We start from the raw sequence: 17,549 nt of genomic DNA, 5'->3' as shown, positions 1-17,549 counted from the left end.
CCGCATCTCCGTATCCAATGCTGCCGGAACAGTCGCTGCAATGATCGCTGATGCATTTGGTCGCAGCTTCAGCCGCGACAAGCGCAGCGGTGGAAACAACGCGATCGGATGCGGTCCGGGCCAAGGAAAGGACTCCGTCCGAATCGTTCCAACCGTGCCAGACATCAGTACACATCGCGCCGATACCGCCCTTCGGCGCTGAGCGCATCCAGCGCCTCTTCGCCGAGGATCTCGCGCAAGGCCGCGTCCACGCCGCGGGCCATGCTGTCCAGGCTGCCGCAGACGTGGAGCGTGGCGCCACGCGCGAGCCAGGCGCGCACCTCGTCGGCGGCATCGCGCAGGCGATCCTGCACGTAGACCTTGCCTGGCTGGTCGCGCGAGAACGCCAGGTCCAGGCGCTGCAGGTGGCCGCTGTCCCGCCAGGCGCGCAGCTCCGCGCCGAACAGCGCGTCGTGCGCGGCGTTGCGTTCGCCGAACAGCAGCCAGTGGCCATGCACGCCGGCCTGCCTGGCTTCGCGCAGCAGGCTGCGCAGGCCGGCGATGCCGGTGCCGTTGCCGATCAACAGCAGCGGCGCATCGCCATGGCGGCGGAACCCGGGGTTGGCGCGCACCCGCGCCTGCACCGCCGTGCCTGGCGCTGCATGCAGGCACAACCAGCCCGAGCCCAGGCCGGCGCTGGCGTCGCTGCGCCGGGCCAGGCGCACCACCAGTTGCAACAGGCCGTCGGCCGGCACCGAGGCGATCGAGTATTCGCGCAGCGGCAGCTGCGGCAGCGCATCCAGCCAGGCCTGCAGCTCGGGCCCGGGCCCGAGCTGCGACAGCACGCGATCGGCCAGCGCCGCCTGCAGCGGCACCCGCGCGCCGCCGACGTGCACCGGCGTGTCGGCGGCCAGGCCATGCGCGACGAGCCAGGCCCGCACCGCGTCGGCGGCGTGGCAGGGTTGCACTTCCAGAATGTCGCCGGCCTGCCATCGCACCGGCGCCGGCGCGGCCAGGTCGATGCGCCACACCGGCGCGCCGGCACTGCCGGGATTGAGCAGCGCACGGGCCACTAGGCGCCACTCCAGCGACGGCGGCACCTCCAGCTCCGGCGCCGCCGCGGCCACGCCGGTGACCGCGGACAATTGCCGCTGCCACTGCGCCAGCGCCTGCGGATCGGCGTTGTCCACCTCCACCGACGGAAACAGCGCCTGCGCGCCCTGCGCGGCCAGCCACTGTTCCAGCCGGCGCGAGAAGCCACAGAAGCGCGCGTACTGGCGATCACCCAGCGCCAGCAGCGCATAGCCGAGCCCGGGCAGGGCCTGGATCTGGCGCAGCACTTTCTTCTCGAAGCCGCGCGCCGGGTCCGGCGCCTCGCCGTCGCCGAAGGTGCTGACCACGAACAGCGCACGCCGCACGCTGCCCAGCCGCGCCGCGTCCAACTGCGCCAACGACTGCACCTGCACCGGCACGCCGGCTGCCTGCAACTGGCCGGCGGCCTGCCAGGCCAGGCGTTCGGCGAATCCGCTCTGGCTGGCGAAGCCCACCAGCCACGGTTCGGCCGCGGCCGGCGCGACCGACCCCAGGCCGCGGCGCGCGCGGTGCAGCGCGCGCTTCTTGCGCCGCCGGTCCAGGTACAGCAGCCACCCGGTGACGAAGAACAGCGACATGCACAGGCTCGCCAGCATCACCACCACGCGCCCGGCCAGGCCGAAGAAACTGCCGCTGTGCAGGGCGAAGACGCTGCTCAGCAACTGCTGCGCCAGCGGCTGTTGCCGGTAGTCCTGGCGTACGGTGGCGCCGCTGTGCGGATCGATCTCCACGCTGTCGAAGGCACGACTGTGCACCGGATCCGGCGCCAGATAGCGCACGCTCAGCGGCTGGCCGGCGCGCCCGGGCAGGCGCACGTCCAGGTAGGCGCGGCGCACGCCGGGCAACGCGTCGAGCGTGGTCTGCAACCGCGCATAGTCCAGCGCCGGCGGCTTGCCGCCGCGGCCGCCGCCCTCGGCGTGCGCGCGCTCGCCGCCGAGCACCGTTTGCAGTCCGCGCCGGTACCAGTCGTAGGACCAGTACAGCCCGGTCAGCGCGATCAGCAGATAGAGCGCCAGACACCAGGTGCCGATCACCGAGTGCAGGCTCCACAGGAAACTGCGCCCCTGCCGCTTCCATTCCACCACCCACCACGCGCGCCAGCTCCACCACTGCCGCGGCCAGCGCAGGTACAGCCCGGACAGGCAGAAGAAGATCAGCGCGAGCGCGCAAGCGCCGGTGACTGCCTTGCCGCGCTTGCCGGACAGCAAGTTCCGATGCAGGTCCTCGGCGAACTCGAACAGCCCGGTCAGCCGCGGCTCCGGCATGGTCTGCCCGGTGTAGGGATCGAAATAGAGGCGCCCGCCGTCACGGCCGGCCAGACGCACGTGCGACGGGCGCGTGCCGGTGGGATCGATCAGCAAGCGCGTGGCGCGATGCGCGCCGCCCAGGTCCAGGCGCCGCGCCAGCTCGGCCAGCGGCAGCGGCGACTCGCCGGCGGCGTGGCGCGCGGCCGCTGCGGCCAGCGGCGGGTTGGCCCAGCGCACGATCTCGTCCTCGAAGGACAGCGTGGCACCGCTCAGCCCCATCACCGATAGCACCAGCCCGGCGCTGATGCCGAGCAGCCAGTGCAACTGGAACAGCAGCTTCTTGGTCACGGATCGGCAAGCCGGAAGACGGCTGCGCATTGTAGATCGGAATGCGTATCACACGCGTTAATCGACGCAACAGCGTCTACCTCCAGGCGTGATCGCCGGCGCCGTTGCCAGGCAGACGCCACCGGATGGTCATCGTTGCGACATCAACCCTGGCCGGTTTCTTCGGCCAGCCCCGGTCCGTTCCCGTCGATCGCCGCCGCGATGAAGGCCAACCCGATTGCGCTGACATTGCCGTAAGAGCCTGTTCAAAGTCTTTCCTGATTCCCCACCAGTCGCATCCCTTGATCCAGGCGTCTGCAAAGCTGCATCTGTCTGATCCACAACAGGCCGGCGCCATGGGGAGGAAAAAGCACCTGATCCGGTTCCAGGCGGGCCTGAGTCTGCCGGCGTTTCTGGAGCGCTACGGCCAGCAGGCGCCATGCCGACAGGCATTGTTCGCGCAACGATGGCCCCAGGGGCTGGTCTGCCCTGCCTGCGGGCATCGCCGTCATTGCCGCCGGCATGGCCGCGATGTGTTCCAGCGCCATCGCGGCAAGCACCCGACCTCGCCCCCCCCCCCCCCTGGCACGGTACTGGCCGACGCCAAACTGCCGCCGCGGACCTGATTCTTGGCCATGTCCCTGCTGCCTGTCCGAATTGTGCTGCCGCTTCAACCGGCCCTTGGACTTGGCCGCCATGGTGCGGCGATGGATCTTCGCGGCGGGGCCTACGCCACCGCTGCCGTATCCAAGGGTAGTGTTTGTTCAGAGGTTCCTTTAGCTTTTACCATTCCCGATCCCCCTCTCGATTCCCGGCCAACAATGACCCAGACCGCCCTGATCACCGGCGCCACCTCCGGTTTCGGCACCGCCGCTGTGCGCCGCTTCGTCGCTGCCGGCTGGCGCGTGATCGCCACCGGTCGCCGCGCCGAGCGCCTGCAGCCGCTGCTCGCCGAGTTCGGCGCCGAGCGCGTGCACGTGGCGGCGTTCGACATCCGCGACGCGGCCGCGCTCGATGCGATGCTGGCCGAGTTGCCGGAGGCGTTCCGCGGCATCGACCTGCTGGTCAACAACGCCGGCTTGGCGCAAGGTACCGCGCCGGCGCAGGCGGCGCTGCTGGACGACTGGCGCACGATGATCGACACCAACATCACCGCGCTGGCGACCCTGACCCATCGCCTGCTGCCGACGCTGATCCAGCGCCGCGGTGCGATCATCAACATCAGTTCGGTGGCCGCGCTGTACCCGTATCCGGGCGGCAATGCCTACGGCGGCACCAAGGCCTTCGTCAGCCAATTCTCGCTGGGCCTGCGTTCGGACCTGCACGGCACCGGCGTGCGCGTGACCGCGATCGAACCGGGCATGGCTGAGACCGAGTTCACCCTGGTCCGCACCCACGGCAACCAGGGCGCGTCGGACAAGCTGTACCACGGCGCGCAGCCGATGACCGCCGAGGACATCGCCGAGCAGATTTTCTGGGTCGCCACGCTGCCGCCGCACCTGAACGTCAATCGGCTGGAAATCATGCCGGTGACGCAGTCCTTCGCCGGCTTCCAGGTCGCGCGCCAGGACGCCTGATCGCAAAGGCCGGGAATGGGGAATGGCAGAAGCAGGCGGCGATGTGCTGCCCCTGCTGCAGGTCCCCAATCCGACGTCGGCGGTGCTCGCGCGACCGGGGCGGCACGTTCAACGACTGCCGGCCGGCAACCGGTCAAGGGGGCATGGGAGCAGTTGCTTTGCCCAATTGCCGTTTCCCGGTTCCCCACTCCCCGCCTTATTGCGCCTTGATCGCGATCGCCGGCACGCCGCTGCCGGTCAGCCTCTGCTTGGCCTCGGCCAGTTCGCTGGCGGTGCCGTATGGACCCATGCGCACGCGGTAGACGGTCTTGCGGCCGATCTGCACCGATTCCACGCGTGCCGACAGACCCAGCATCGCCAGTTTGGCCTTGGTCGACTCGGCGTCGCCGGAAGCGCCGAACGAACCGGCCTGCAGCATGTAGCGGGTGCTGTCCGGCGCTGTGGTCGCCGCCGCAGGCGCCACACCGGGCGTGGCCGGCGTCGTCATGGCCGGCGTGGCCGCTGCGGCCGCTGGGGTGCCGGGCACGCCCGCCGGCGCGGTTTCCGGCAACGGCGTCGGATTGGACGCCGCCGCCGTGGCGGCGGCCGCCTGCGGCGCGCGCGCCTGGCGGGCCGCTTCGGCGCGTGCGCTGGCCGCCAGTTCGGCATCGGACATCTGTACTTCCTTGCCGGGCAGCAAGGTGTAGAAATCGTACTGGGTCTGTGCGTTCTTCTTGGCTTCGGGCTTGGCGCTGCCGGTGGCCGCCGCCGGCCTGGGCAGTTCCGGCGCCGCGTCGGCGTCGGTGTCGGCCACCGGCGCCGGTTGCGCGTCGGGGTTGGCGCGCGGGCCGCCGACGCGCAGGAATCCGTCACCGTTCTTCTTGAACAGGCCAGGCGCCGCCATGAACACCACGGCCGCGATCGCCACGCCGGCGATCAGCCACACCCATCCGGGCGTGCCGTTGCCGCTATTGCGCCGCGCCTGCGTCTTACCGCGTCGTGCTGCCATTACCGCTTCTCCACTCACATCTTTTCCGGGGCAGAAACGCCCAGGAGGTTCAGGCCGTTCGCCAGGACTCGCTGCGCCGCCACCGCCAGGGTCAGTTTGGCGTTGCGTTCGCCCGCATCGTCCACCAGCACGGGGGTGCCGTGGTACCAGGTGTGGAATGCGGTCGCCAGTTCGCGCAGGTACTGCGCGATCAGGTGCGGCTCCAGGACATGCCCCGCATTCTCCACCACTTCCGGGTAGCGCGAGAGCTCCAGCATCAGGTCCAGCGAGGTCGCTTCGTTCAGCCGGTTCAGCTGGCTCAGCCCGTCGCCCTGGTCGTAGTCCAGCTGCTTCTCCTGTGCCTGGCGCAGCAAGCTGCAGACGCGGGCGTGCGCGTACTGCACATAGAACACCGGGTTGTCGTTGCTCTGCTGGCGCGCCAGGTCGATGTCGAAGATCAGCTGCGAATCGGGCTTGCGCGCGATCAGGAACCAGCGCGTGGCGTCGCGGCCGGCTTCCTCGATCAGGTCGCGCAGGGTCAGGTAGCTGCCGGCGCGCTTGGACAGTTTCACTTCGTCGCCGGCGCGCATCACCGTGACCATCTGGTGCAGCACGTATTCGGGCCAGCCCTTGGGGATGCCCAGGTCCAGTGCCTGCAACCCGGCGCGCACCCGCGCCAGCGAGCCGTGGTGGTCGGCGCCCAGTTCGGTGATCGCACGCACGTAGCCGCGCTGCCACTTGCTCAGGTGATAGGCCACGTCCGGCACGAAGTAGGTGTAGCTGCCGTCGGACTTGCGCATCACCCGGTCCTTGTCGTCGCCGAAATCGGTCGATTTCAGCCACAGCGCGCCACCCTCCTCGTAGGTGTGGCCGGACGCGACCAGCTTCTGCACCGCCTCCTCGACCTTGCCGTCGCGATACAGCGAGCTTTCCAGGAAGTAGATGTCGAAATCGACGCCGAACGCGGCCAAGTCGTGATTCTGCTCGTTGCGCAGATAGGCCACGGCGAAGCGGCGGATCGCCTCCAGGTCGTCCGCATCCCCGGCGCCGGTGACCAGATGGCCTTCCAGGTCCACCGAATCGCCGGCCAGGTAGGCAGTGGCCACGTCCTGGATGTAGTCGCCGCGATAGCCTTCCTCGGGCCAATCGGGGCTGCCCGGGGTCTTGCCCTGCGCGCGTGCCTGCACCGAGCGCGCCAGATTCTCGATCTGTCCGCCGCCGTCGTTGTAGTAGAACTCGCGCTTGGCGTTCCAGCCGTTGGCCTCGAGCAGCCGCGCCAGGCAGTCGCCGATCGCCGCGGCACGGCCGTGGCCCACGTGCAGCGGACCGGTCGGGTTGGCCGACACGTACTCCACGCCCACCGTGCTGCCGTTGCCGACCAGGCTGCGGCCGTAGTCCTCGCCCTGTTTGATCACCGCCAGCACTTCGCGCTGGTAGGCGCCGGGGCCGAGGTGGAAGTTGATGAAGCCGGGGCCGGCGATCTCGACCCGGGTCACGTCGTCGCTGGCCGGCAGCGCGGCGACCAGCTGCTGGGCCAGCGCGCGCGGATTGCCGCGCGCCGCCTTGGCCAGCAGCATCGCGGCGTTGGTGGCGAAGTCGCCATGTTCGCGGGTCTTGGGCCGTTCGACCACGAAGTCCGACGGCAGGGTATCGGCTGGCAGGGTGCCGTTGGCGCGCAAGGCTTCGATGCCTTGACCGATCAGGGCGCGGAGTTGGGATTTCACGTGTTGTCTGCTTGAAGCGCGGAACCGGCGATTTTACCCGACCCGTCGCTTCCCGGCCGGTGCCGGGTTCAGCCCGACCTCAGGCCGGCTGGCGGCGGCGGCATTCGGGATGGGCATTCGGGATTCGCACAGGCCCGGCGGCATCCATGGCCGCCACCGCCGGATCATGCCCAGCCGCGCGCCGCCATCGACACCGGCAAGCCGTCGCCGACGATGAAATGGTCCAGCAGGCGCACGTCCACCAGTCCCAGCGCCTGCTTCAGGCGATCGGTGACGGCGCGGTCGGCGGGCGAGGGCTCCGGATTCCCGGACGGGTGGTTGTGGCCGATGATCACCGCTGCCGCATTGTGCGCCAGCGCGCGCCGCACCACTTCGCGCGGATACACTTCGGCACTGTCGAGAGTGCCCTGGAACAGTTCCTCGAACGCCAGCGAGCGGTGCTTGGTGTCCAGGAACAGCACGGCGAACACCTCGTGCGGCCGTGCCCGCAACCGTTGCGAGAAGTAGCGGCCTGCCGCGTCCTGGTCGGTCAAGGTGGTGCCGCGTTCCAGGTCGGCCGCCAGGTGGCGTTGGCCCAGCTCCAGCGCGGCCGCCAGCTTGCACGCCCGTGCCGGACCCAGCCCCGGCAGGCCGATCAGGTCGCCGGGGGTGCGATCGAGCAGCGCGCGCAGCGGGCCGTGCCGCTGCAGCAGGTCGCGCGAGGTCCGCACCGCGTCGCTGCCGGGCAGGCCGGAGCCGAGGAAGATCGCCAGCAGTTCGGCATCGGAGAGGGCCCGGGCGCCGCGCGACAGCAGCTTTTCCCGGGGGCGTTCGTCGCAGGGCCAGTCGGATATGTGCATATCGCCAGATTGGCGGGCGATATGGCGCAACGGTATCAGGGCCGCCGAAGGCCATCGGGTAAGCTAATCGTCCTTGCATGGGTAGGACATTCCCGACGTGACCGGTACTTTCGAGGGCCCCCTGCAGGGGCGGCGTGTGTTGTTGTGCGTGGGCGGCGGGATCGCCGCCTACAAGACGCTGGAGCTGGTGCGGCGCCTGCGCGGCGCCGGCGCCGAGGTGCAGGTGGCGATGACCGCCGGCGCGCAGCGATTCGTGACGCCGCTGAGTTTCCAGGCGCTGTCTGCGCACCCGACCCGCACCAGCCTGTGGGACAGCGCCGCCGAGCAGGCGATGGGCCACCTGGAACTGGCGCGCTGGGCCGACCGCGTGGTGGTGGCGCCGGCCAGCGCCGACCTGCTGGCGCGGCTGGCCCATGGTCTGGCCGGCGATCTGGTGGCCACGCTGTGCCTGGCCACCACCGCGCCGCTGACCATCTGCCCGGCGATGAACCACCGTATGTGGCTGCATCCGGCCACCCAGGCCAATGTCGCCACGCTGCGCCAGCGCGGCGCCAGCGTGGTCGGGCCGAACGACGGCCCGCTGGCCGAGGGCGAGTCCGGGCCCGGGCGCCTGGCCGAGCCGGAGGACATCGTCGCGGCGCTGGCCGCCGGCCGCGCCGCGGCCACGCCTGTGCCCGTGGTGGCGGCGCCCGCGCCGGGCGGCGCCGGCGCGTTGCGCGGCCTGCGCCTGCTGATCAGTGCCGGCCCGACCTACGAAGACCTGGATCCGGTGCGCTACCTCGGCAACCGCAGCAGCGGCAAGATGGGCTACGCCCTGGCCGCCGCCGCCGCGCGGCAGGGCGCCGCGGTGGCGCTGGTCAGCGGCCCGGTGCACCTGCCCACGCCCGACGGCGTGCGCCGCATCGACGTGCGTTCGGCGGCGCAGATGCGCGAAGCGGTGCTCGGTGCGCTGCCGGCCGACATCTACATCGGCACCGCCGCGGTCGCCGATTACACGCCCAGGCAGGTTGCCGCGCAGAAGCTCAAGAAGAGCGGCGACGTGCTGACCCTGGAACTGGTGCGTACCCCGGACATCCTGGCCGAGGTCGCCGCCCAGACCCAGGCACTGAAGCTGGTGGTCGGCTTCGCCGCCGAGACCCACGACATCGAGCGCTACGCGCGTGGCAAACTCAACGACAAGCGCCTGGACCTGATCATCGCCAACCAGGTGGGGGTGGCCGGCAACGGCTTCGAGAGCGACGAGAACGCCGCCACCGCCTACTGGCAGGAGGGCGCGCGGAACTTCCCGGCCGTGTCCAAGGCACAACTGGCCGAACAATTGCTGGCCCTGATCGCGGAGAGACTGCAGGCATGACCACCCCGACGCCACACCCGCTGCAGGTCAAACTGCTCGACCCGCGCTTCGGCGACAGCTGGCCGCTGCCGGACTACGCCACCGAGGCCAGCGCCGGCCTCGACCTGCGCGCGGCCACCGAGGCGCCGCTGACCTTGGAACCGGGGGATACCGCGCTGATTCCCAGCGGGCTGGCCATCTACATCGCCGACCCGCAGCTGTGCGCGGTGATCCTGCCGCGCTCCGGGCTGGGCCATCGGCACGGCATCGTGCTCGGCAACGGCACCGGCCTGATCGACGCCGACTACCAGGGCCCGCTGCTGATCAGCGTCTGGAACCGCGGCCGCGAGCCGTTCAGCATCGCCCCCGGCGACCGCGTCGCGCAGCTGGTCGTGATGCCGGTCGTGCGCGTCGCCCTGCAGGTGGTGGATACTTTCGCCGACAGCGTCAGGGGAACGGGTGGATTCGGCCATACCGGAGTGCGCTGACGGGGGATCGTCTGCATGAGCGAGGCAACACAACGGCGGCCGGCGCCGGATGGTTTGCGCAAGGCGGTGCCGCTGCTGGCGCTGCTGGCCGTGCTGGCCACGTGGTTCGGCTGGAGCGGCGTGCGGCAATGGCGCGACGAGCACAGCGCGATCGCCCTGGAACAGGCGCGCGACGCCGCAGTGGCGCAGACCTCGCAGGCGCTGGCGGCGGCGACCCAGCGCTTCGCCGCGCAGCTGCGGCAGTCCGGGGTGCAGTCCGCCCTGGCGCGCGGCGACGCGGCGACGGCGGCGCAGGCGCTGCGTGAGGGCTGGAAGGATGCGGAAGACGCGCAAGTGCTGCCCGGCGACCTCGGTGCCGGCTATGCCGACGTGGACCGCTTCGGCTACGGCCGCCTGGCGCTGCTGGAAAAGGCGCTGCTGAGCGACGCCGTCGCCAGCGCGGTGGTGCGCGACGGCGGCGGGCCGCGGCTGGGACTGGCGGCGCCGGTGGCGCTGGACACCGGGGCGGGCGTCGCCTATCTGCGCCTGCCGCTGCGCGTCTTGACCGCGCCGGTGGCCCAGGCCGAGGTCCCGGCCAGCGGCTACCTGGCGCTGCGCCAGGGGAGCTACGACGTGATCGGTGCCGGCGACAACGGCCTGGCCGACCATGGCGACGCGCTGTCGCGCCCGGTCGGCGCGACCGGGCTGCGGATGGTCGCGGCGTTGCCCGATGCCGAGCTCGGCCCGTTCGGCCTGGGCGCGCTGCCGAGTCTGGTCGTCGCCGGCCTGCTCGGATTCCTGGCCCTGGCGGTGCTGATGGCCGCGCGCGGGCGCCTGCCGCGGCCGCGCCGCGCCGCGGTCGCCGTGCGCGCCGACGCGGAACCCACCCTGCGGCAGAGCCTGCAACACCAGGAACCGCCGCCGCGGCCGCCGCCGGAGGGCGAGGCCGCGCCGGCCAGACGGGTCACGGCACAGACGGTGCCGGCCGGCATCTTCCACGCTTACGACATCCGCGGCGTGGTCGGGCGCGACCTCAGTCCGCAGGTCGCCGCCCTGATCGGCCAGGCGATCGGCGCGGTGATGCAGGAGCAGGGGCTGACCGACGTGGTGGTCGGCCGCGACGGCCGCCTGTCCGGGCCGGAGCTGTCGGCGGGACTGATCGAGGGCCTGCGCCGCGCCGGCTGCCACGTCACCGACATCGGCCTGGCGCCGACGCCGCTGGTCTACTTCGCCAGCTTCCACCTGCGCGCCGGCAGCTGCTTGGCGGTGACCGGCAGCCACAACCCGCCGGACTACAACGGCTTCAAGATCGTGGTCGGCGGCCAGACGCTGTCCGGCGAGGCGATCGGCGACCTGTACGCGCGGATCAGCGAAGGCCGCCTGCCGACCGCGGCCGAACCGGGACGGCTGGAGCAGCGCGACGTCGGCGACGACTACATCCAGCGCATCGCCGACGACGTACAACTGGACCGCCCATTGAAGGTGGTGGCCGACGCCGGCAACGGCGCCGGCGGCGAACTGGCGCCGCGCTTGCTGCAGGCGATCGGCGCGGAGGTCATCCCGTTGTACTGCGACGTCGACGGCACCTTCCCCAACCATCACCCCGATCCCAGCGAGCCGCACAACCTGGAAGACCTGATCCAGACGGTGCAGCGCTTCGACGCCGACCTGGGCATCGCCTTCGACGGCGATGCCGACCGGCTCGGCGTGGTCAGCAAGGAAGGCACGGTGATCCGCCCCGATCGCCTGCTGATGCTGTTCGCCGCCGACGTGCTGCAGCGCAATCCCGGCGCGCTGGTGATCTACGACGTCAAATGCACCGGCAAACTGTCGGACTACGTGCTGCGCAACGGTGGCAGCCCGATGATGTGGAAGACCGGGCATTCGCTGATCAAGGCGAAGATGCGCGAGACCGACGCGGAACTGGCCGGGGAGATGAGCGGGCACTTCTTCTTCAAGGAGCGCTGGTACGGCTTCGACGACGGCCTGTACGCGGCGGCGCGGCTGCTGGAGATCCTGGCGCAGCGCCAGGAGAGCCCGTCGGCGATGCTGGCCGAGTTGCCCGACAGTGTGTCCACGCCCGAAATCAAGCTGCCCCTGGACGGGCAGGACGCGCATGCGCTGGTCGCGCAGCTGGTCGCTGCCGCGCAGCGGGAAGGCTCGCCGTTCGACGGCGCGCAACTGCTCACCCTCGACGGCCTGCGCGCCGACTTCGCCGATGGCTGGGGCCTGGTGCGCGCGTCCAACACCACGCCGGTGCTGGTGCTGCGGTTCGAGGCCGACACCGCGGCCGCGCTGGAGCGGATCAAGGATCTGTTCCGCCGCCAGTTGCAGGCGCTGCTGCCGGCGCTGGCGCCGGGGTTCTGATGCGCTCGCCGGCGCACTGCCGCACGCGGCGATCACCGCCGGTGCGCTGTCGCCAGTGCCCGGCTGGCATGCCCAATCCTGTGGTGGGGGGCTTTCAGCGCCGACTGTATCCGAGACCGGTAAGCATCTCGCTTCGTTGGGTGCGACGGAAGTCGCTCCTTAGCATCTGGACATAGAGTATCTGGACATGGCGTCTCTACGGCGTTGTGTCTTCCGACTGATCATCGCAGGAGGGGCGGGAAGTCCCGTCGCTCCTGAAGCTTCGAGCTTGTGCCGTAGATCGGCTCCCGCTCTACAGAAGGCAGAGGCGCCGGATCGCCGGCACCCGGCGCACATGCCGCCTTCGCGCTACGCGAACGCCTGGCTGCCGCGCATCACCGCCAGCACGTCGTGGCAGGCGCCCATGGTGTGGTAGTCGGTCTTGCCGGCCGGGCTCTTCTCGTCGCTGTAGCTGCGGTTGTCGCGGCTGAGGATGCGGAACCAGGCGCCGTAGCCGTGGTCGACCAGGTGTTCCCAGGAGTACGCCCACAGCCTGTCGTAGGCGGCGCGGTAGGATGCGTCGCCGGTCGCGGCCAGCAGCCGCGCGGCGGCGGCGATCGCCTCGGCCTGCACCCAGAAATACTTGTCGTCGTCGCAGAAGTAGGTCGGGCTCTTCGCCACATCGGGCACGCCGACCACCGGTTCGGCCTCGGTGCCGGAGGCGAAGCCGTAGACGATGCCGCCGTACTGCGCGTCCCAGCCGTGCGCCAGCGCGGTGTCGAACAGGTGCCGCGCGGTCGGCAGCAGCCACCCCGGCGCAGTGCCGGAAGCGGCCTGCAGGTGCCCGTGCAGCAGCACCAGCAGCTTCGACCATTCCACTTGGTGGCCGGGTTGGAAACCCCACGGGCGGAACAGATGCTTGGGATTGTCGCGGTTATAGTCCCAGTCCACCTGCCAATCGGCGTCGTAGTGCTCCCACACCAGGCCGCCGGCCAGCGCCGCCTGGCGGCGGGTGATGTGGTCGGCGAGCAGCAGCGCGCGCTGCACGTAGCGCGGTTCGGCGCTGGCCTCATAGGCGGCGATCAGCGCCTCGCACAGGTGCATGTTGGCGTTCTGCCCGCGGTAGTTGGAGAACTGCCAGTCCGGCGTGGCCTCGTCGCGGTACAGGCCGGCGGCGGCGTCCCAGTAGCGGGTTTCCAGCAGCTGCCAGGTCTCGTCCAGCCACGCGTCGGTGTCGATGCCGGCCTTCTTCGCGGTGGAATAGGCCACCAGCACGAACGCGGCGCCGTAGGCGTGCTGGGTGCGGTCCTCGGCGACGCCGTCGCGCAGGGTCCACACGTAGCCGCCGCTGGCGGCGTCGCGGTGCGCCTCGCGCAGGTAGCGCAGGCCGTGGCGCGCGGCGTCCAGGTACTCGGCGGCCAGCGGCGAATCGGCGAATTCGGCGGCCGCCATCGCGTAGTTGAAGACGAAGCGGGTGCTGCTGACCAGGTGGCGGTGGCCGGCGTCGTACACGCTGCCGTCGTCGCGGAAATAGTGGAAGAAGCCGCCGGCCGGATCGATCGCGCGCGGATGGTAGAAGGCCATGGTGTCGGCGATGTGCGCGCGCAGGACGGCGGCGTCGGCGAAGTCGGGCAGGGGCGTGGCGGGCAGGTTCATGCGGTCGAGGGGCGTCAGGTTGTGTGGGGGGAAGGGAAGAACGGCCGGAAGCGGGTGCGGTGCGGTGCGGCGCCGCGCCTTGACCGCGGATCAATGCCTCGCGCGCGCCACCGATGCGGCGCCCGGCAACGCGGCCGGCAAGTGGTTGGCCGACAGCCGCGAGCCGCGCAGGCCGTACCAGAGGATGTAGGCGTAGCACAGCAGCGGAATCACGAAGGCATGCTGGATGCCGATCACGTCGGCCAGCCCCCCCTGCGCCAGCGGCACGATCGCGCCGCCGACGATGCCCATGATCAGCAGGCTCGAGGCCTTGCCGGTCAGCGGGCCGAGGCGCTCGATGGACACGGTGAAGATGGTGGGGAACATGATCGAGTTGAACAGGCCGATCGCGATCACGCTCCACATCGCCACGTGGCCGCTGCTGATCATGGTGACGATCAGCAGCAGCGAAGCGACGCCGGCGAACGCGGCCAGCAGCCTGCGCGCCGGGATCACCTGCAGCAGCGCGGCGCCGGCGAAGCGGCCCACCATCGCGCCGCCCCAGTAGAATGCCAGGTAGCGGCTGGCGGTGGCCTCGCTCAGGCCGCCGGTGGTCGGGCCGGAGATGTAGTTGATCAGGAAGCTGCCGATCGACACTTCCGCACCCACGTACATGAAGATCGCGACCACGCCCCACCGCAGGTGCGACTGGCGCAGCGCGTCGCCGAAGCTGTGGTGCGACTCGACGCCGCTGCCGCTGTCCTCGCGCAGCGACGGGATGCGCATCACCAACACGAACACCGCCAGCAGCAGCAGGCCGCCGGCGAGCATCAGGTAGGGGACCTCCACCGAACGCGCCTGCTCGATGTGGTAGGCCGCCAGTTGCTCCGGGTTCAGCGCCGCCAGTTGGTCGGCGCCCAGCACTGCGGTGGCCAGGATCAGCGGACCGATCAGCAGCGGGAACACGGTGGTGCCCAGCGAGTTCAGCGCCTGCGCGAAGTTCAACCGGCTCGGCGCCTTGTCCGGGTCGCCGATCAGGCTGATGTACGGATTGGCCGCCACCTGCAGCAGGGTGATGCCGCTGGCCAGCACGAACAGCGCGGTCAGGAACAGCGGATACGACGGCAGCCGCGCGGCCGGATAGAACATCGCCGCGCCGATCGCCGCCGCCGCCAGGCCGATGACGATGCTGGCCTTGTAGCCGGCCCGCGCCACCACCGCCCCGGCCGGCAGCGACATCAGGAAGTACGCGCCGAAGAAGGTGAACTGGATCAGCATCGACTGCGCGTAGTTCATCTGGAATACCGCTTTCAGATGCGGGATCAGCACATCGTTGAGGCTGGTCAGGCCGCCCCAGGTGAAGAAGATCATGCTGACCACCGCGATGGCGGCGGTGTTGGACAGCGGACGACGGCTCATGCAGCGACTCCAGGGACGGGCGAGAGGGCGACGCGGCTGCTGGCACGCAGGCACAACCGGGCCGGGGCGATGGTAAGCGCAGGCAACGCCTGTCGCTGGCGCAATGCGTCCAGCACCAGCTGTGCGGCCTGCATGCCGCGTTCGCGCGGGGCGACGGCGATGGTGGACAGCGGAGGGGTGGCGACCGCGGCTTCGGGGATGTCGTCGAAGCCGATCAGCGCGTAGTCGTGGCCGGCGTGGCGGCCGCGCTCGGCCAGGCCGCTGGCCAGGCCGAGCGCGACCACGTCGTTGTAGCAGACCAGCGCGGTCGGCAGTGGCGCGCGCGCGCGCAGCGCGCCGGCCTGGCGCGCGGCGTCCAGCCGGGTCGGCGCGCATTCGATCAGCCAGGCCGGATCGGCGGCGATGCCGGCGGCGGCGAGCGCGTCGCGGTAGCCGGCGCGGCGCTCGGCGCAGGAACTGGACTGGCGACGCCCACCGAAGAACGCGATCGCCCGGTGTCCCTGCGCCAGCAGGTGCTCGGTGGCCAGGTGTGCGCCGCGGCGATTGTCCAGCGCCAGCAACGGCCAGTCGCCGTCCAGCGCACGGTTGAACAGCAGCACCGGCCGCTGCGCCCCCAGCAGTCGGCGCAGTTGCGCCGCATCGGTATTCTCGGTCGGCGCCAGGATCAGCGCCGCCGGCTGGTGCTCGATCAGCGAGGCGAGCACGGTCTGCTGGCGCTGCGGCGATTCGCCGGTGCTGCCCATCAACATCACGTAGCCGGCCTCGGCCAGCGCCGCGTCCACGCCGCCGGCGAATTCGGCGAAGAACGGATTGGCCAGGTCGTTGACCACCAGCGCCACCGCATTGGAGACGCGCCCGCGCAGGCCGGCCGCACCGCGGTGGTAGACGTAGCTCTGCCGCGCGATCTCCGCCGCCACCCGCGCGCGCGTGCCCGCATGCACCAGCGGGCTGTTGCGCAGCACCAGCGACACGGTCGCCCGCGACACGCCGCAGGCGGCGGCGATGTCGGAGACGGTGACGCGTTTGTCGGCAGGGGGCGGTGGCACGGCGATTAGACCGGTTTAAAAGGCCGCCCATCCTGCGCCGTTGTGATCCGCTACGCATTTTGCAGTGCAGCAATTCCGTTTCGGCTTTTGTGCTGTCCGTTGCGCCGGTGCGACCGGAGGAATGCGATGCGTAGCACCTGCACCAAGTGCGCCACCGCCGCACTACGGCTGCCGCGCTGTTGCCGGCGGCGAAGACACCCCCGGCAGGCCGCGGCCAGCCCCGGCGGGCGCGCGGGCGCCGCGGTGGGCCCGTTCATGGGCACCGGCAGCGCGGGCCACACCTATCCCGGCACCACGGTGCCGTTCGGCATGGTCCAGCTGAGCCCGGACACGCGCATCCAGCCGCGCAAGCAAGGATGCCGATGGCGGGGCTGCCGGCTACCGCTACGACGACCGCCGCCTGGTGGCTGCTCGCACACGCGTTTCTCCGGCACCGGCCATTCCGACCTGGGCGATATGCTGCTGATGCCGATCGGCGGCGCGGTGCGGCTCAGCGCGGCGATCCGGATACGCCCGGCAGCGGCGGCAGCTCGCGCTTGCGCCACGACGACGAACGCGCCGAGCCGGGGTACTCCGCGGCGACCCTGGACGACCACCATGTGCGCGCCGAGCTCACCGCCCGCGCCCGCGTACGCCGCCCCTCCTTCCCCAAGGGCCGGCCGGCGCACGTGCTGCTGGACCTGCGCACCAGCTGTACGACTACCCGGGCAAGATCAGCGGGTCGCGGCTGCGGCTGCGCGCCGACGGCACCGCCACCGGCTTCCGCGAACCGCTCGATCCCAGCGCCGGCGACGCCGGCAGCGACTACATCGAGGGCGACGCCTGGCAGTACTCCTGTACGTGCCGCAGCAGGAAGCGGCCGGCCTGGCCCGCGCGCACGGCGGCGAGGACAAGCTGCTGGCGCGGCTGGACCGGATGTTCGAGGCCAAGGTCGATCCCAAGGTGTTCGAGCACATGGAAGACATCGCCGGGCCGATCGGCTGGTCCGCGCACGGCGACGAGCCCAGCCACCACCTCGCCTGCCTGTACGCCTACGCCGGCCAGCCCTGGTGCACCAGGCACGGCTGCAGCAGATCATGCGCAGCCAGTACGCGGCGCGTCCCGACCACCTGGCCGGCAACGACGACCTGGGGCAGATGTCGGCCTGGTACGTGTCCACCGCGCTGGGCTGCTGCCGGCGCGCGCCGGCGCGGGCGCGTGAACGGGACGCATGGCGATGAGGCCAGGCGATGACGCCACGGCTCCGCGACCGTGACGGGCATGGTGATTAGCGCAAACGCGCGACGCCTGCATGCGCGGTGCCGGCCCGTGTCCGCCAGCCGCCGTATGCGCTTATTTAATGCCATGAACACATTTTATTGGCACCGGCTGTGGTCTCGTTCCCCCGTCGCATCGCAGCGAATCGGCCGCGGCGCCCGGCGCTGGAGCCGATGGCCGAGGCGGCGCATGGTGCAGGTGCATTCCATCTCCGTCTCGTGCGACGGCCGATCCGGGCTGCCGATGGCGATCGCTGCAGTCTGGATCGTGCACTCCTCAATTACGACGAACGGG

The 17,549-nt window shown here is 70.9% G+C and carries 12 protein-coding genes and 2 pseudogenes; 7 read left to right on the top strand and 7 right to left on the bottom strand.

What is annotated here, in order from left to right; genetic code table 11:
• Positions 1 to 164 precede the first annotated feature (164 nt).
• Positions 165 to 2,666 (bottom strand): PepSY domain-containing protein, encoded by a 2,502-nt coding sequence (locus G4Q83_RS20665; RefSeq protein WP_128421637.1) that lies wholly within the window; start codon positions 2,664 to 2,666, stop codon positions 165 to 167.
• A gap of 125 nt (positions 2,667 to 2,791) precedes the next feature.
• Here G4Q83_RS20665 and G4Q83_RS24895 point away from each other — a divergent pair, with 125 nt between their 5' ends.
• Both G4Q83_RS24895 and G4Q83_RS20655 read left to right on the top strand, forming a co-directional pair.
• The gene (locus tag G4Q83_RS24895) at positions 2,792 to 3,271 is read left to right on the top strand and encodes a transposase (RefSeq protein ID WP_185817282.1); all 480 of its coding nucleotides are present in this window, start codon (positions 2,792 to 2,794) and stop codon (positions 3,269 to 3,271) included.
• 195 nt (positions 3,272 to 3,466) lie between these two features.
• A complete protein-coding gene (locus G4Q83_RS20655) occupies positions 3,467 to 4,222 on the top strand; it encodes an SDR family NAD(P)-dependent oxidoreductase (protein WP_128420342.1) in 756 nt (251 codons plus the stop codon).
• A 196-nt stretch (positions 4,223 to 4,418) separates the two neighbouring features.
• Here the strand turns inward: G4Q83_RS20655 and G4Q83_RS20650 are convergent, their stop codons facing one another.
• The 3 genes from G4Q83_RS20650 to radC form a co-directional block, all read right to left on the bottom strand.
• On the bottom strand, positions 4,419 to 5,210 hold the full coding sequence (locus G4Q83_RS20650) for an SPOR domain-containing protein (RefSeq protein WP_128420341.1): 792 nt from the start codon (positions 5,208 to 5,210) through the stop codon (positions 4,419 to 4,421).
• A gap of 14 nt (positions 5,211 to 5,224) precedes the next feature.
• Complete coding sequence (gene argS, locus G4Q83_RS20645; protein ID WP_128420340.1) at positions 5,225 to 6,913, bottom strand: arginine--tRNA ligase; 1,689 nt, start codon at positions 6,911 to 6,913, stop codon at positions 5,225 to 5,227.
• 164 nt (positions 6,914 to 7,077) lie between these two features.
• Positions 7,078 to 7,752, bottom strand: a complete 675-nt coding sequence (gene radC / locus G4Q83_RS20640) for a RadC family protein (protein ID WP_128420339.1) — start codon at positions 7,750 to 7,752, stop codon at positions 7,078 to 7,080.
• A 97-nt stretch (positions 7,753 to 7,849) separates the two neighbouring features.
• Between radC and coaBC the strand changes: the two genes are divergently transcribed.
• The 3 genes from coaBC to G4Q83_RS20625 are packed head-to-tail and all read left to right on the top strand — an operon-like array spanning position 7,850 to position 11,919.
• On the top strand, positions 7,850 to 9,106 hold the full coding sequence (gene coaBC, locus G4Q83_RS20635; RefSeq protein ID WP_128420338.1) for a bifunctional phosphopantothenoylcysteine decarboxylase/phosphopantothenate--cysteine ligase CoaBC: 1,257 nt from the start codon (positions 7,850 to 7,852) through the stop codon (positions 9,104 to 9,106).
• Positions 9,103 to 9,573 (top strand): dUTP diphosphatase, encoded by a 471-nt coding sequence (dut, locus tag G4Q83_RS20630; RefSeq protein ID WP_128420337.1) that lies wholly within the window; start codon positions 9,103 to 9,105, stop codon positions 9,571 to 9,573. The genes coaBC and dut overlap by 4 nt, the downstream gene beginning before the upstream one ends.
• 15 nt (positions 9,574 to 9,588) lie before the next feature.
• Complete coding sequence (locus tag G4Q83_RS20625; RefSeq protein WP_128420336.1) at positions 9,589 to 11,919, top strand: phosphomannomutase/phosphoglucomutase; 2,331 nt, start codon at positions 9,589 to 9,591, stop codon at positions 11,917 to 11,919.
• Positions 11,920 to 12,267: 348 nt separating this feature from the next.
• Here the strand turns inward: G4Q83_RS20625 and G4Q83_RS20620 are convergent, their stop codons facing one another.
• The 3 genes from G4Q83_RS20620 to G4Q83_RS20610 all read right to left on the bottom strand — a co-directional run bounded on the left by G4Q83_RS20620 (position 12,268) and on the right by G4Q83_RS20610 (position 15,998).
• Positions 12,268 to 13,554 (bottom strand): AGE family epimerase/isomerase, encoded by a 1,287-nt coding sequence (locus tag G4Q83_RS20620; protein WP_128420335.1) that lies wholly within the window; start codon positions 13,552 to 13,554, stop codon positions 12,268 to 12,270.
• 90 nt (positions 13,555 to 13,644) lie between these two features.
• Positions 13,645 to 14,952, bottom strand: coding sequence for a sugar MFS transporter (locus G4Q83_RS20615; RefSeq protein WP_128420334.1), 1,308 nt, complete (start codon positions 14,950 to 14,952; stop codon positions 13,645 to 13,647).
• The gene (locus G4Q83_RS20610; protein WP_128420333.1) at positions 14,949 to 15,998 is read right to left on the bottom strand and encodes a LacI family DNA-binding transcriptional regulator; all 1,050 of its coding nucleotides are present in this window, start codon (positions 15,996 to 15,998) and stop codon (positions 14,949 to 14,951) included. Before G4Q83_RS20610 ends, G4Q83_RS20615 begins: the two co-directional genes overlap by 4 nt.
• 126 nt (positions 15,999 to 16,124) lie before the next feature.
• Here G4Q83_RS20610 and G4Q83_RS24890 point away from each other — a divergent pair.
• Together G4Q83_RS24890 and G4Q83_RS24885 are read left to right on the top strand one after the other, a co-directional pair.
• A pseudogene (locus G4Q83_RS24890) lies at positions 16,125 to 16,642 on the top strand (glycoside hydrolase family 92 protein); the annotation flags it as partial.
• 107 nt (positions 16,643 to 16,749) lie between these two features.
• Positions 16,750 to 17,185 (top strand): annotated as a pseudogene (locus tag G4Q83_RS24885) (glycoside hydrolase domain-containing protein); the annotation flags it as partial.
• Positions 17,186 to 17,549 lie beyond the last annotated feature (364 nt).

Source organism: Xanthomonas theicola (genome assembly GCF_014236795.1).
Classification (GTDB): domain Bacteria; phylum Pseudomonadota; class Gammaproteobacteria; order Xanthomonadales; family Xanthomonadaceae; genus Xanthomonas_A; species Xanthomonas_A theicola.
This window is presented reverse-complemented; position numbering and strand designations above follow the sequence as displayed.